This window comes from Pseudomonas sp. 2835 (genome assembly GCF_050435905.1).
GTDB lineage: Bacteria > Pseudomonadota > Gammaproteobacteria > Pseudomonadales > Pseudomonadaceae > Aquipseudomonas.
Window position 1 is genome coordinate 290586 of record NZ_JBNDLE010000005.1, and the last position, 13439, is coordinate 304024.

Genomic DNA, 13439 nt, shown 5'->3' on the forward strand with positions numbered 1-13439 from the left:
TTGCCACGGACACCATGACCGAGAACGATTATCTGCTCGCCTGGGGCCTCTACGCCCTTGCCGCCTTGGGATGCCTGTTGGTGGGCTTTCGCCTGACCTCGTGGATGTGGCGCTGGCTGCGTGAACCGCTGCGGGTGCTGATGGCGGTGCTGCTGCTGACCCCGACCATCGTCGACCCGGTGAAAGAAAAATTCGCCCCGGCCATCGCCATTGCCGCCCTCGATACCCTGTTCAAGGTTGGCAACAACGCCCTGCGCGCTGCGGCCGACCTGGCCATGTACGGCATGATCGCCTTTGCCCTGTACGCGCTGTTCGTGCTTATCCGCTGGCCGCTCGAGCGCCGCGCCAGGGCTCGCCGCGAGCAGGCGCAAGCCGCCGCGCAGCGCGAGGCCGAGGAGCCTGTGAGCGATGAACCGTTCGCCGCCGAGCGCAGCGACCGCTACCGTAACCCGCCACCTGCAGCGCCGCTGGGCGGCAGTGGCACGCGGGTCGAGCCGCGTCTGTAGGATTGCCCGGAGCAGCCAAGCATGTGTGAACTACTGGGCATGAGCGCCAATGTGCCGACCGACATCGTTTTCAGCTTCACCGGGCTGATGCAGCGCGGCGGGCGCACCGGCCCGCACCGTGACGGCTGGGGCATCGCCTTCTACGAAGGCCGTGGCCTGCGTCTGTTCCAGGACCCGGCAGCGAGCTGCGAGTCGGAAGTCGCCAACCTGGTGCAGCGCTACCCGATCAAGAGCGAAGTGGTGATCGGCCACATTCGCCAGGCCAACGTCGGCAAGGTCTGCCTGTCCAATACCCACCCGTTCGTGCGCGAGCTGTGGGGGCGCAACTGGTGCTTTGCGCACAACGGCCAGCTCGGCGAGTTCAAGGGCCAGGCGACCTTCTACCGGCCGGTCGGCGATACCGACAGCGAAGCGGCGTTTTGCGACCTGCTCAACCGCGTGCGCGAAGCCTTCCCCGAGCCGGTCGAGGTCGAGCAGTTGCTGCCGGTGCTGGTCGAGGCGTGCGCCGAGTACCGTGGCAAGGGCGTGTTCAACTGTTTGTTCAGCGATGGCGACTGGCTGTTCTGCTTCTGTTCGACCAAGCTGGTACACATCACCCGGCGTGCCCCCTTCGGCCCGGCCCGGCTGAAGGACGTCGACATGATCGTCGACTTCCAGGCCGAAACCACCCCTAACGACGTGGTCACGGTGATCGCCACCGAGGCCCTCACCGAGAACGAAACCTGGCACCGCTACGCGCCTGGCCAGTGGGCCCTGTGGCGCCGTGGCGAATGCATCGCCCAAGGCCAGGCCAGCTAAGGATCAGCCCCATGTTCAGAAGTTACCTGCGCTTGCTGTTGTTTACCTGCGGTTTGCTGGTCGGGCTGCAGGTGCCGGGCTATATCGTCGATTACAGCCAGCGGGTCGAGGCGCACCTGCTCGAATCGCGTGAAGGCCTCAAGGGCTTCGAAGACACCGCCAAGCGCTTCTTCAGCGGCGACCTGCAGGCCTTGGTGCGCCATTACCGCAGCAGCGACGACCCGGTATTCACCAGCGATGCCAACAGCATCGAGAGTCTGTTGATCCGCAACCGCCAGTTCGAGCAGGAATGGCAGATCCTGCAGGGGCCGTGGCTGGCGAAAACCTGGCATGTGCTGGTCACCGCCAACCCGCAACTGCGCGAAGAAACCCTCACTGGCTACCGCTACCAGATCCTCCTCAACCCAGAGGCCCTGGCCTGGGGCCTGAGCTGCGCGCTGCTGCTGGCGCTGGTGGTCGAAAGCCTGCTGCTGTTGCTCGGCTGGGTAGCCCTGGGCGGGCGGCGCAAGGCGGTGCAGGAGAGCTGGCGCTAAACCAGCACGATGCGCTGTGGCCCGGCATCACAGGCGTAGCGCTCCAGCACGTTGCGGCACAGTTGCACCACTTCATCGACCAGTTCGACGCCGGTCTGCCAGGCCACCACCAGCTCCAGGCTCGGTGGCTGCCGGGCCAACGGCAGCAGGATCAGTTCGCCGCGGGCCAGTTCTTCGCTGACCAGCGCCGGCGGCAGGGCGCCGATACCAAAACCATCACGCAGCAACCGGGTGATCGCCGCCACCGAGTTCACGCAGTTCAACCGTGGCGCGCCGACACCTTCGGCCTGTAGCAGGCTGAGCACTTCCTGGTGCGGGCGGGAATTTTTCGAAAAGGTCACGATGCGCTCGCGGGCCAGGTCCGCCAGCGAGGCGTAGTCGCGGTTGTAGATCGACTGGCTGGCGACGATCCAGCCCATGGGGTAGCGCGCCAGGTCCAGGCTGCGGATGCTTTCCTGGCGCAGCAGGTCGGTTTGCAGGATCACATCGAGAAAGCCTTTTTGCAGCTGTTCGCGCAAGTTGAGCGCGGTATCGGCGATCAGCTCGATTTCCACCTGCGGGTAGCGCTCCATCAACTCCGCCACCAGCGGGCTCATCCAGGTGTGGATGACCGTGTCCATCACGCCGATGCGAATGCGCCCGACCTTGGCCCGGTCGCTGTCCAGCGATTGCTTGAGGGCCTTGGCAGTGTCGAGCATCTGTTCGGCATATTCGAGCACCTTGCTGCCTTCCGGTGTCAGGCTCACGCCCCGTGAGTCGCGCAGCAGCAACCTGACCCCGAGATCGGCCTCAAGCGCAGCGATGCGGCTGGAGATCGAAGCCTGGGTGGTGAAGAGCTTTTCGGCGGTCAGGCGAAAGCTCTTGAGGCGGGCGACCCAGACGAAGGTTTCGAGGAATTTGAGGTTCATGGCGCGCTCACTGATCAAGTTTTTCTTATGCCAGACAGCTGGTTTTTCTCGTTGGACGACAACCCGCACCCGTCGAAAAATGATCCTCAGGCCGCGACACATGTTGTCGTCGTTAAAACAATACCAACAAGCTGAGGCAACCATGAACCCATCGGGCGTGCAGCAACAGGTCAAAGCCAGGTCAGTGGCGGGGCCATTCGACTGGTACCGCAACATCAACAAGCAGGAACGCCGGACCTTCTGGAGCTGCAAGATCGGCTACGGCCTCGATGGCATGGACACGCAGATGCTCAGCTTCGTCATCCCCACCCTGATCGCCCTGTGGGGCATCAGCACCGCCGAGGCCGGGCTGATCCACACCAGCACCCTGATCGCCTCGGCCCTGGGTGGCTGGATCGCCGGTATCCTTTCCGACCGTATCGGCCGGGTGCGCACCTTGCAACTGACGGTGCTGTGGTTCGCCTTCTTCACCTTTCTTTGCGGCTTTGCCCAGAACTACGAGCAGTTGCTGATCGCGCGCACCCTGATGGGCTTCGGCTTTGGCGGCGAATGGACCGCCGGCGCGGTGCTGATCGGCGAAGTGATCCGCGCCCAGGACCGTGGCAAGGCGGTGGGCATGGTGCAGTCCGGCTGGGCCATCGGCTGGGGCCTGACGGCGATCCTGTATGCCGTGCTGTTCTCGCTGTTGCCGCCGGAAGATGCCTGGCGCGCGCTGTTTTTGCTGGGCATCGTGCCAGCGGTGTTCGTGATTTTCGTCCGCCGCCTGGTCAAGGACCCGGAAATCTACCGGCAGGCCAAGGCCGCGGAAAAAACCGCAGCGCCGTCGCACTTCTATGAAATCTTCGCTCCAGGCATGCTCTTCACCACGATCCGCGCCTCGCTACTGACCACCGGCGCCCTGGGCGGCTACTACGCCATCACCTCGTGGCTGCCGACCTTTCTCAAGAACGAGCGCGGCTTGAGCGTACTGGGCACCGGCGGCTACCTGGCGATGGTGATCTTCGGCTCTTACATCGGCTATGTGATCAGCGCCTACCTCACCGACCTGCTGGGCCGGAAAAAGAACTTCATCCTCTTCGCCGTCGGTTCGTTCATCATTGTCCTGCTCTACACCCAGATGCCGGTCAGCGACGGTGTCATGCTCTGGCTGGGCTTCCCCCTGGGCTTCTTCGCCTCGGGGATCTTCAGTGGCATGGGCGCGTTTCTCACCGAACTGTTCCCCACCCGTATCCGCGGTTCGGGCCAGGGCTTTTGCTACAACATCGGCCGGGCGCTGGCGGCGTTCTTCCCGCTGCTGATCGGCCTGCTGAGCCAGAAGATTCCCCTGGGCCTGGGCATCGGCGGATTTGCCGCAGTGTCCTACGGAGTGGTAATTCTGGCAGCCTTGAGCCTGCCGGAAACCCGCGGCAAACAATTAGAAGCCCATTAAGGCCGAGCCTGAAGGAGTGTCACACGTGAGCCGCCTGTTATTGAATTGCGATATGGGTGAAAGTTTTGGCAGCTGGACCATGGGCCTGGATGCCCAGGTCATGCCTTATGTTGATTGCGCCAACATTGCCTGCGGTTTTCATGCCGGCGACCCCGGGATCATGCGCAAGACCGTGGCCCTGGCGGTTGCCAGCCAGGTGCGCATCGGCGCCCATCCGGCCTACCCGGACCTGGCCGGCTTTGGCCGCCGCTCCATGGCCTGCAGCGCCGAAGAGATTCGCGACCTGCTGCATTACCAGATCGGCGCCCTGGACGGCATTTGCCGGACCCAGGGCACCCGGGTTGCCTACGTCAAACCCCATGGCGCGCTGTACAACGACATGATGGCCGAGCCGCTCAAGCTGCGTACCGTGCTCGAAGCCGTGGCCGCCTATGACCGGCAGTTGCCGCTGATGCTGATGGCCACCGCCGACAACAGCGCGGCCCAGGCCCTGGGCGACGAGTACGGGGTGACGCTGTGGTTCGAAGCCTTTGCCGACCGCGCCTACGACGCCAGCGGCCACCTGCTGTCGCGGCGCTTGCCGGGGGCGGTGCACCACGACCCGGCAGTGATCGTCGAGCAAGCCCTGCGCCTGGCCCGCGGCGAGCCGCTGAGCGCCAGCGATGGCAGCCCGTTGCTGCTGCAGGCCGATACCCTGTGCGTGCATGGCGACAACGACAGCTCGATCGCCGCCGTGCGGCAGATCCGCCAGGCCCTCGATGCCCAGGCGGTGTCATGAATTACCGAATTGAAGTGGTGGCTATCGACTGCCTGATGGTGCGCCTGTTCGACCATATCGATGAAAGCAACATGCCGTGGATGCTCGCCGCTACCCAGCGCCTGCGCAGCGTCTTTGCCGAGCGTCTGGTCGACCTGGTGCCGTCCTATACCACGCTGATGGTGCAGTTCGACATGCTCCAGATGTCGCCGGCCGAGGCCCAGGCCTGCATCCGTGAAGCGCTCAACGACCTGCAAGCGGACCCTGGCAGCGCTGGCCGTCAGCACGAGATTCCGGTGTGGTACGACCTGAGCGTAGGCCCGGAGTTGAAACTGCTGGCCGAGCGCTGCCAGACCTCGGTGGCCGACATCATTCGTCGCCACAGCGAGCGTGACTACCAGGTGTTCGCCCTGGGCTTTGCCCCCGGTTTCGCTTTCATGGGCCTGGTCGAACAAGCCCTGGCCGCGCCGCGCCTGGCCACCCCGCGCAAACGCGTGGCGGCCGGCAGCGTGGGCATTGCCGAGCGCCAGACCGCCGCTTATCCAGCGGTTTCTCCCGGCGGCTGGAACCTGATCGGGCGCACCCCGAGCAAGCTTTTTGACCGTCAGCGCGACGGCTACAGCCTGTTGCAGCCGGGGGACCGGGTGCGCTTCGTGGCGGTTGAGCGCGCTACATTCATCAACCTGGGCGGCGACGATACCCCGCTGGAGGCACAGGCATGAGCCGCTTGTCGATCGAGGCCAGCACGCCGCTGTGCCTGTTGCAGGATGCCGGGCGCTTTGGCGTGCGCCACCTGGGCGTGACCCAGGGCGGGGCGCTGGACTGGGTGTCGATGCGCTGGGCCAACTGGCTGCTGGGCAACTCGCCAGAGGCCGCGGTGGTCGAGGTTACCCTCGGTGGTTTCAGCCTGGTTGCCGAGCAGGACTGCTGCCTGGCACTGGCCGGCGCCGACCTCGACGCACGCCTCGACGGCCAGCCGCTCAAGCCTTGGCGCAGCTTCAACATGAGCAAGGGCCAGCGCCTGCGCCTGAATTCGCCGCTGCATGGCGCCCGTGCCTACATCGCAGCGCCGGGCGGCTTCAAGGCACCGCAGGTACTGGGCAGTTGTGCCAGCGTGGTGCGTGAGGAACTTGGTGGGCTGGATGGCCTGGGCTCGCCGCTGGCCAAGGGGCAGCAGATGGAATTTGTAGGCCCGGCAACGGTACTGAAAGAAGTGCCGGAGGCGATGTGGCCGGACTTTACCGACAGGGCGCCGCTTGATCTGTTGCTCGGCGCGCAGATCGGCGATTTTAGCGGCACGAGCCTGTTCGAAGCGTTCAATCGCGACTGGACCCTCGACAGCCGTGCCGATCGTATGGGCATTCGCTTGCTCGGGCCGGTGTTGCGCTACCAGGGCCCGGCGATGATTTCCGAAGGGATTCCGTTGGGCGCGGTGCAGGTGCCGCCGGACGGCCAGCCGATCGTGCTGCTCAATGATCGCCAGACCATTGGTGGCTATCCACGCTTGGGCGCGTTGACGCCGCTGGCCCTGGCGAGGATGGCGCAGATGCTGCCGGGGCGTGTGGTGCGCTTCCGGCCGGTGGTGCAGGAGATGGCGTGGCTTGAGCAGCGGGCGTTTCTTGAAAGGTTTGTTGGCTGAGAGGGCCTCATCGCTGGCAAGCCAGCTCCCACAGGTGAATGCAAACCTCTGTGGGAGCCGGCCTTGCCGGCGATGGGGCGCGTAGCGGCCCCGTGTCTACTTGGACAAAAACCGCATCCCTTCCTCCAGCCCGCGCAAGGTCAGCGGGAACATCCGGTCTTCGACCAGCTCGCGCACGATGTTGGTCGAGGCCGTATAGCCCCAGGTGTCTTTCGGATAGGGGTTGATCCAGATGAGCTTCTTGTACTTCTCCATGAAGCGCTGCATCCACACGTAGCCGGCTTCTTCGTTCCAGTGCTCGACGCTGCCACCGGGCTGGGTGATCTCGTAGGGCGCCATGGCCGCGTCGCCGACGAACACCACCTTGTAGTCGGCGCCGTACTTGTGCAGCAGGTCCAGGGTCGAGGTGCGCTCTGAGGTCCGGCGCAAGTTGTTCTTCCACACCGACTCGTAGACGAAGTTGTGGAAGTAGTAGTACTCCAGATGCTTGAACTCGGTCTTGCAGGCCGAGAACAGCTCTTCGCAGATCTTCACGTGGGCGTCCATCGAGCCGCCGATGTCGAACAGCAGCAGCAACTTGACGCTGTTGCGCCGCTCCGGGCGCATCTGGATGTTGAGCAGGCCGGCATCGCGGGCGGTGTGGTCGATGGTGCCGTCGATGTCCAGCTCTTCGGCCGCACCCTGGCGGGCGAACTTGCGCAGCCTACGCAGGGCCAGCTTGATGTTGCGCGTGCCCAGCTCGACCTGGTCGTCGAGGTTTTTGTATTCGCGCTGGTCCCAGACCTTGACCGCCTTGCCCTGGCGCTTGCCGGCATCGCCGACGCGGATGCCCTCGGGGTTGAAACCGCCCGAGCCGAACGGGCTGGTGCCGCCGGTGCCGATCCACTTGTTGCCGCCGGCATGGCGTTCCTTTTGCTCTTCGAGGCGCTTCTTGAACTCCTCGATCAGCTTGTCGAGGCCGCCCAGGGACTGGATCTGTGCGCGTTCCTCGTCGCTCAGCGAGCGCTCGAACTCCTTGCGCAGCCAGTCTTCGGGAATCAAGGCTTCCAGGTGCTGGTTGAGGTTCTCAAGGCCCTTGAAATAGGCCGAGAACGCCCGGTCGAACTTGTCGAAATGGCGCTCGTCCTTGACCAGGATGGCCCGCGACAAGTAGTAGAACTCGTCCATGTCGGCAAAGGTCACGCGCTGCTTGAGGGCATTGAGCAAATCAAGCAGCTCGCGCACCGACACCGGCACTTTGGCCGCGCGCATTTCATTGAACAGATTGAGCAGCATGGCTTTTGCTCCCGGCTCAGCGGTTACCGCGACGGCTCATGAAGGCCAGGCGCTCGAGCAGCTGCACGTCCTGTTCGTTCTTGACCAGAGCCCCGGCCAGCGGCGGAATGGCCTTGGTCGGATCACGTTCGCGCAGCACTGCTTCGCCGATGTTGTCGGCCATCAGCAGCTTGAGCCAGTCGACCAGCTCGGAGGTGGACGGCTTTTTCTTTAGGCCCGGGACTTTGCGCACGTCGAAGAACACGTCCAGCGCTTCGCTGACCAGGTCCTTCTTGATGTTCGGGTAGTGCACATCGACGATCTGCTGCAGGGTGCTGCGGTCAGGGAAGGCGATGTAGTGGAAGAAGCAGCGGCGCAAAAAGGCGTCGGGCAGTTCCTTTTCGTTGTTGGAGGTAATGATGATGATCGGGCGCTGCTTGGCCTTGATCGTCTCGTCGGTCTCGTAAACGTAGAACTCCATTTTGTCGAGTTCCTGCAACAGGTCGTTGGGGAACTCGATGTCGGCTTTGTCGATTTCGTCGATCAGCAGAATGACCCGCTCTTCGGACTCGAAGGCTTCCCAGAGCTTGCCTTTTTTCAGGTAGTTGCGTACGTCGTGGACCTTGTCGACGCCCAGTTGCGAGTCACGCAGGCGGCTGACCGCGTCGTACTCGTAGAGGCCCTGGTGGGCCTTGGTGGTCGACTTGATGTGCCAGGTGATCAGCTTGGCGCCAAAGGATTCGGCCAACTGTTCGGCGAGCATGGTCTTGCCGGTGCCCGGCTCGCCCTTGACCAGCAGCGGCCGCTCCAGGGTGATCGCCGCGTTGACCGCCAGTTTCAGGTCGTCTGTAGCGACATAAGCGCTGGTGCCTTCGAACTTCATGAACCGATCCTCTAACGTAGCGCCGGGGGTACATGGCCCCTGGCGGAAAAATTGTCATGCACGACTATAACGCGGGCTCCGGGCGAGTGGGAACGCAGACGGCCCATTCAGTCTCTGAATGGACCGTCACTCGGTGACTCAGTCAGCCTTGGGCGGCGCTTGTTCGTAACGTGCGTTGAAGGCCTGGACGAAGCCGTTGCGCAATATCTGCAAGAACGCCTCGAAGGCGCTGATATCGCTTTTGTGTACGCTGCCGCTGAGTTCCACGCGGGTGGCAAACTGGTTCTTGCCCTGGTTTTTCAGCACGGTTTCGCTGCCGCCGACCAGCGCTTCCCAGATCGAACGGAAAAAGCCCTTGTCCTGGTTCTGAACGTCCTGCTTCCAGTTGAACACATCGACATCGCGCAGCAGCGGTTTGATGTAGCCCGTGAGCCGCCCCTTTTGCGCTTCGGCCTCGATCACCAGGTCGCCGTGGCCGGCATTGAAGTCGAATTTGCCATAGGCGCTGGCGAAGTCATTGAGCCGGCGCAGCTCGATGCCGGTGGCGCGCAGGCGGAACTTGAAGTCGTCGAAGTCGCTGAACGGGTCGAAGGTGGCGCTGCTTTCGACGCTGGCATCGCCCAGCAGCCGGGCCTTGCCGTCGAAGGTGGCATCGCGCCGGCCTTTGCGGTCCTCGACGTTGGTGAGGTTGCGGATGCTGGCATCGAGCTGGGTGGCCTTGAGGTTGACCGGCGGCTTGGAGTTGAAGTTGCGAAAGCTCAAGGTGCCGTCTTCGATGCGCACTTCGTTGAGGGTGATCGGCAGCAGTTTTTCCAGTTGCTGGCGCCAGTCGGTGCCCTGACCGGTCTGTGAGCTCTGCTTGCTGGCGCCGTCGACGAAGTTCAACTGCGGCTTGAGGAAGGTCACCTCGGCGACCACCGCCTGGTCGTGCCACAGCGAATGCCAGCTGACCGAGAGGTCGATCAATGGTGCTTCGAGAAACGGCACCGGGACCTTGCCGCTGGTCTTGACGATGTTCAGGCCGTTGATCTTGTAGGCGCCGCGCCACAGTGCCAGGTCGACATCGGTGACCTGCCCGCGGTAGTCGCCCATGTCGGCCAGTTTGTCGTTGAGGTAGTTGCGCACCAGCAGCGGCAGGGTCAGGTGCAAGGCCAATAGTAACAATGTAATACCCAATAGCCCCCATAAGGGCCAGCGATAGCGGCGTTTCATCGGTGGTAGTTCCCGGCAAGGTAGTGATCGGTTGACCCCTGTCAGCTTCAGGGGTTCGCCGGTTGTGGACGCACTGGCGTTGCAGGCTTACCCTTGAAGTTTTCCGCCCGGTGCATAAAAGGACCCCGCCATGAGCCGTATCTTTGCTGACAACGCGCATTCCATCGGCAATACGCCGCTGGTGCAGATCAACCGCATCGCCCCCCGCGGCGTCACCGTGCTGGCCAAGATCGAGGGGCGCAACCCCGGCTATTCGGTCAAGTGCCGGATCGGCGCGAACATGATCTGGGACGCCGAAAGCAGCGGCAAACTCAAGCCGGGCATGACCATCGTCGAGCCGACTTCAGGCAATACCGGCATCGGCCTGGCCTTTGTCGCTGCCGCCCGTGGCTACAAGCTGCTGCTGACCATGCCGGCGTCGATGAGCATCGAGCGGCGCAAGGTGCTCAAGGCCCTGGGCGCGGAGCTGGTGCTCACGGAGCCGGCCAAGGGCATGAAAGGCGCGATCGAAAAGGCCAGCGAAATCGTCGCCAGCGACCCGTCGGCGTACTTTTTGCCCGGCCAGTTCGAGAACCCGGCCAACCCGGCGATCCATGAGAAAACCACCGGCCCGGAGATCTGGAACGATACCGACGGCGCCGTCGATGTGCTGGTAGCGGGCGTCGGCACCGGCGGCACCATTACCGGGGTGTCGCGCTACATCAAGCAGACCCAGGGCAAGGCGATCCTCTCGGTGGCGGTCGAGCCGCTCGGCTCGCCGGTCATCACCCAGGCCCGTGCCGGTGAAGAGATCAAGCCCAGCCCGCACAAGATCCAGGGCATTGGCGCCGGTTTCGTGCCGAAGAACCTTGACCTGTCGATGGTCGACCAGGTCGAGCTGGTCAGCGACGAGGAGTCCAAGGCCATGGCCCTGCGCCTGATGCAGGAGGAGGGCATCCTCTGCGGAATCTCCTCCGGTGCGGCCATGGCCGCGGCGGTGCGCCTGGCGGAAAAACCGGAAATGCAGGGCAAGACCATCGTCGTGATCCTGCCGGACTCGGGCGAGCGCTACCTGTCGAGCATGCTGTTTGCCGACCTGTTCACCGAACAGGAAAACCAGCAATAAGTCGCAGCGGCGCTGATCCCGGGCAATAACCGGCGCCGCTGTTTGTTGCACAATCCTTAACACTGAATCCCGGCCCCGCAGGTTTTCAGCGGGGCTGGATCGGTTAATATGTTCGATTAATCCGGCAGCGATGGCCTGATCGAAATTCCAAGGAGTGTTGCATGACCTTTTCCTTTGTCGCCAAGGCAGGTGTACTGCTGCTGTTTTTCGGCAGCACGCTGTATGTGCACCTGCGCGGCAAGGCGCGTTTGCCAATGTTGCGCCAGTTCGTCAACCATTCGGCGCTGTTCGCCCCTTATAACGCCCTGATGTACTTGTTTTCCGGTGTGCCGTCCAAGCCATACCTGGACCGTAACCGTTTCCCCGAGCTCGACGTGCTCAAGGACAACTGGGAAGTAATCCGCGAAGAGGCCATGCACCTGTTCGACGAGGGTTACATCCGCGCTGCCGAGAAAGACAACGACGCCGGTTTCGGTTCGTTCTTCAAGAAGGGCTGGAAGCGCTTTTACCTGAAGTGGTACGACAAGCCGCTGCCTTCGGCCGAGGCGCTGTGCCCGAAGACCGTCGCGCTGGTCAACAGCATCCCCAACGTCAAGGGCGCGATGTTCGCCTTGCTGCCCGGCGGCAGTCACCTGAACCCGCACCGCGACCCGTTCGCCGGTTCCCTGCGCTATCACCTGGGCCTGTCGACGCCCAACTCCGACGACTGCCGGATCTACGTCGATGGCCAGGTATACGCCTGGCGCGACGGTGAAGACGTGATGTTCGACGAGACCTACGTGCACTGGGTCAAGAACGAAACCGAGACCACCCGGGTGATTCTTTTCTGTGACGTCGAGCGCCCGCTCAACAGCCCGCTGATGACCCGCATCAACCGCAAGGTCAGTGCCTTCCTCGGCCGCGCCACTGCGCCGCAGAACACCGACGACGAGCGCGTTGGCGGGATCAACCAGGCCTATGCCTGGAGCAAGCGCTTCAGCAACGTCATCAGCAGCCGTGTGAAGCAGTTCAAGCGCGCCAATCCCAAGGCCTACCGGGTATTGCGTCCGGTGCTGGCGGTGGTGGTTGCCTACCTGCTGTATCGCTGGTTGTTCTGATTGTTTCGGGCCGCTTTGCGGCCCATCGCCGGCAAGGCCGGCTCCCACAATGGATCTGCATTCACCACCGACTTGCCAGCCTGAAACAGGCTGGTCTATAGTCAGACCCACTTCACCTCACCGAAGACCTGCTCATGCCAGCTTCCTGCCCAGCCACCGTATTCGCTACCGCGCCTGACGCGGTTGTCGTTGTGCGCGCGAGCCAGCAGCCGGCCATGATCAGTCACTACCCACCACCTGTCAGTAGCGTGGTCGTGTGCATCGTTGCACCGCCAGCGGTGGTAGTGCTGGGCTAAGCGGCCAATCGCTGCGTCCCCACACACCTGCACCCTACTGAATACGGTTGGCTGCCCCTTGCGGGTAGCACCGTTCGGCTTATCTGCCCGAATTACAGGTGGCATTCATGTCTGTTCTATCGAAACAATCTATGGCCTCGGCGGCCACTACCAGCCTGTTCGTCCTGCTCTGGAGTAGCGGGGCGATCGTCTCCAAGCTCGGCCTGGCCCACGCCAGCCCGTTTGCCTTCCTGCTGCTGCGCTCGGCCCTGGCCCTGGCCGGCCTGCTGTTGCTCAGCCCGTTGCTCAAGCTGCACTGGCCGCGCAGCCGCCCGGCAGTGCTGCAAGCTCTGGCCACCGGTTGCGTGCTGCTCGGTGCCTATCAGATTTTCTACTTGCTGGCGCTCAACACCCACGTTACCCCCGGGGTCATGGCCACGGTCATGGGCGTGCAACCGATCCTCACCGTGGTGCTGATGGAGCGCCAGCGCTCCTGGAGCCGGTTGTTCGGCCTGGGCCTGGGGTTGAGCGGCCTGATCATGGTGGTTTACCAAAGCATCAACCTTGGCGGCGTGTCGCTGGCCGGGATGCTGTTTGCCTTGCTGGCGCTGATGAGCATGACCTTCGGTTCGATCATGCAAAAGCGCATCACCAGCAACCCCATGGGCACCCTGCCGCTGCAGTATATCGCCGGGCTGCTGATGTGCGCGGTATTCGCGCCGTTCCAGCCGCTGCACGTGGAACTGACCGACAGCTTCATCGGCGCGTTGTTGTGGATGGGGCTGGTGGTGTCGCTGCTGGCGACCTTGCTGCTGTACCGGCTGATCGCCAAGGGCAACCTGGTCAATGTCACCAGCCTGTTCTACCTGGTGCCCGCGGTTACTGCAGTGATGGACTACCTGATCTTCGGCAACCGCCTGGCGGCGCTCAGCCTGTTGGGCATGGGGCTGATCGTCATCGGCCTGCTGTTCGTGTTCCGCAAGCCCGCAGCCGGGCAGGCGCAGCTGCAAGCTGACTGACTGTACGGACCGCCCGGCAGTGCG

At 63.3% G+C, this 13439-nt stretch carries 15 protein-coding genes; 11 read left to right on the forward strand and 4 right to left on the reverse strand.

The annotated features are described in order from the left end of the window. Positions 1 to 14: 14 nt before the first annotated feature. Genes ABIE20_RS09695 through ABIE20_RS09705 form a run of 3 tightly spaced genes read left to right on the forward strand, consistent with a single transcriptional unit; the run spans position 15 to position 1837 of the window. Positions 15 to 506, forward strand: coding sequence for an MFS transporter (locus ABIE20_RS09695; RefSeq protein ID WP_429504688.1), 492 nt, complete (start codon positions 15 to 17; stop codon positions 504 to 506). Between the two features lie 21 nt (positions 507 to 527). Beyond that, on the forward strand, positions 528 to 1304 hold the full coding sequence (locus ABIE20_RS09700) for a class II glutamine amidotransferase (RefSeq protein WP_429504690.1): 777 nt from the start codon (positions 528 to 530) through the stop codon (positions 1302 to 1304). Positions 1305 to 1315: 11 nt separating this feature from the next. Continuing rightward, positions 1316 to 1837, forward strand: coding sequence for a DUF2937 family protein (locus ABIE20_RS09705; RefSeq protein ID WP_429504692.1), 522 nt, complete (start codon positions 1316 to 1318; stop codon positions 1835 to 1837). Here ABIE20_RS09705 and ABIE20_RS09710 read toward each other — a convergent pair. Next, entirely contained in the window at positions 1834 to 2745 is a 912-nt protein-coding gene (locus ABIE20_RS09710; protein ID WP_429504694.1) for a LysR family transcriptional regulator, read from the reverse strand. The two genes, ABIE20_RS09705 and ABIE20_RS09710, sit on opposite strands and share 4 nt — an antisense overlap. Before the next feature lie 142 nt (positions 2746 to 2887). Between ABIE20_RS09710 and ABIE20_RS09715 the strand changes: the two genes are divergently transcribed. Genes ABIE20_RS09715 through ABIE20_RS09730 form a run of 4 tightly spaced genes read left to right on the forward strand, consistent with a single transcriptional unit; the run spans position 2888 to position 6570 of the window. Next, the gene (locus tag ABIE20_RS09715; RefSeq protein ID WP_429504696.1) at positions 2888 to 4174 is read left to right on the forward strand and encodes an MFS transporter; all 1287 of its coding nucleotides are present in this window, start codon (positions 2888 to 2890) and stop codon (positions 4172 to 4174) included. Positions 4175 to 4199: 25 nt separating this feature from the next. Then, on the forward strand, positions 4200 to 4952 hold the full coding sequence (locus ABIE20_RS09720; protein WP_429504698.1) for a 5-oxoprolinase subunit PxpA: 753 nt from the start codon (positions 4200 to 4202) through the stop codon (positions 4950 to 4952). Beyond that, positions 4949 to 5653 (forward strand): 5-oxoprolinase subunit PxpB, encoded by a 705-nt coding sequence (pxpB, locus tag ABIE20_RS09725; protein WP_429504700.1) that lies wholly within the window; start codon positions 4949 to 4951, stop codon positions 5651 to 5653. The genes ABIE20_RS09720 and pxpB overlap by 4 nt, the downstream gene beginning before the upstream one ends. After that, positions 5650 to 6570, forward strand: coding sequence for a biotin-dependent carboxyltransferase family protein (locus ABIE20_RS09730; RefSeq protein WP_429504701.1), 921 nt, complete (start codon positions 5650 to 5652; stop codon positions 6568 to 6570). Before pxpB ends, ABIE20_RS09730 begins: the two co-directional genes overlap by 4 nt. A 96-nt stretch (positions 6571 to 6666) precedes the next feature. Here the strand turns inward: ABIE20_RS09730 and ABIE20_RS09735 are convergent, their stop codons facing one another. From ABIE20_RS09735 to ABIE20_RS09745, 3 genes are all read right to left on the reverse strand, one after another. Continuing rightward, positions 6667 to 7845: a vWA domain-containing protein gene (locus ABIE20_RS09735; protein WP_045193466.1), complete on the reverse strand. Its 1179-nt coding sequence runs from the start codon at positions 7843 to 7845 to the stop codon at positions 6667 to 6669. Positions 7846 to 7861: 16 nt separating this feature from the next. Beyond that, a complete protein-coding gene (locus ABIE20_RS09740) occupies positions 7862 to 8707 on the reverse strand; it encodes an AAA family ATPase (RefSeq protein ID WP_093386178.1) in 846 nt (281 codons plus the stop codon). Positions 8708 to 8845: 138 nt separating this feature from the next. Next, positions 8846 to 9919 carry a DUF748 domain-containing protein gene (locus ABIE20_RS09745; RefSeq protein ID WP_429504703.1) on the reverse strand — a complete coding sequence of 358 codons (1074 nt, stop codon included), beginning with the start codon at positions 9917 to 9919 and terminating at the stop codon, positions 8846 to 8848. A gap of 130 nt (positions 9920 to 10049) precedes the next feature. On the opposite strand from ABIE20_RS09745, the gene cysK reads away from it, so the two are divergent. The 4 genes from cysK (at position 10050) to ABIE20_RS09765 (ending at position 13415) form a co-directional block, all read left to right on the forward strand. After that, the gene (cysK, locus tag ABIE20_RS09750; protein ID WP_045193464.1) at positions 10050 to 11024 is read left to right on the forward strand and encodes a cysteine synthase A; all 975 of its coding nucleotides are present in this window, start codon (positions 10050 to 10052) and stop codon (positions 11022 to 11024) included. A gap of 161 nt (positions 11025 to 11185) precedes the next feature. After that, a complete protein-coding gene (locus tag ABIE20_RS09755) occupies positions 11186 to 12121 on the forward strand; it encodes an aspartyl/asparaginyl beta-hydroxylase domain-containing protein (RefSeq protein ID WP_429504706.1) in 936 nt (311 codons plus the stop codon). Between the two features lie 134 nt (positions 12122 to 12255). Beyond that, positions 12256 to 12417 carry a hypothetical protein gene (locus tag ABIE20_RS09760; protein ID WP_176794290.1) on the forward strand — a complete coding sequence of 54 codons (162 nt, stop codon included), beginning with the start codon at positions 12256 to 12258 and terminating at the stop codon, positions 12415 to 12417. 107 nt (positions 12418 to 12524) lie between these two features. Then, positions 12525 to 13415: a DMT family transporter gene (locus ABIE20_RS09765; protein WP_429504708.1), complete on the forward strand. Its 891-nt coding sequence runs from the start codon at positions 12525 to 12527 to the stop codon at positions 13413 to 13415. Positions 13416 to 13439: the final 24 nt, after the last annotated feature.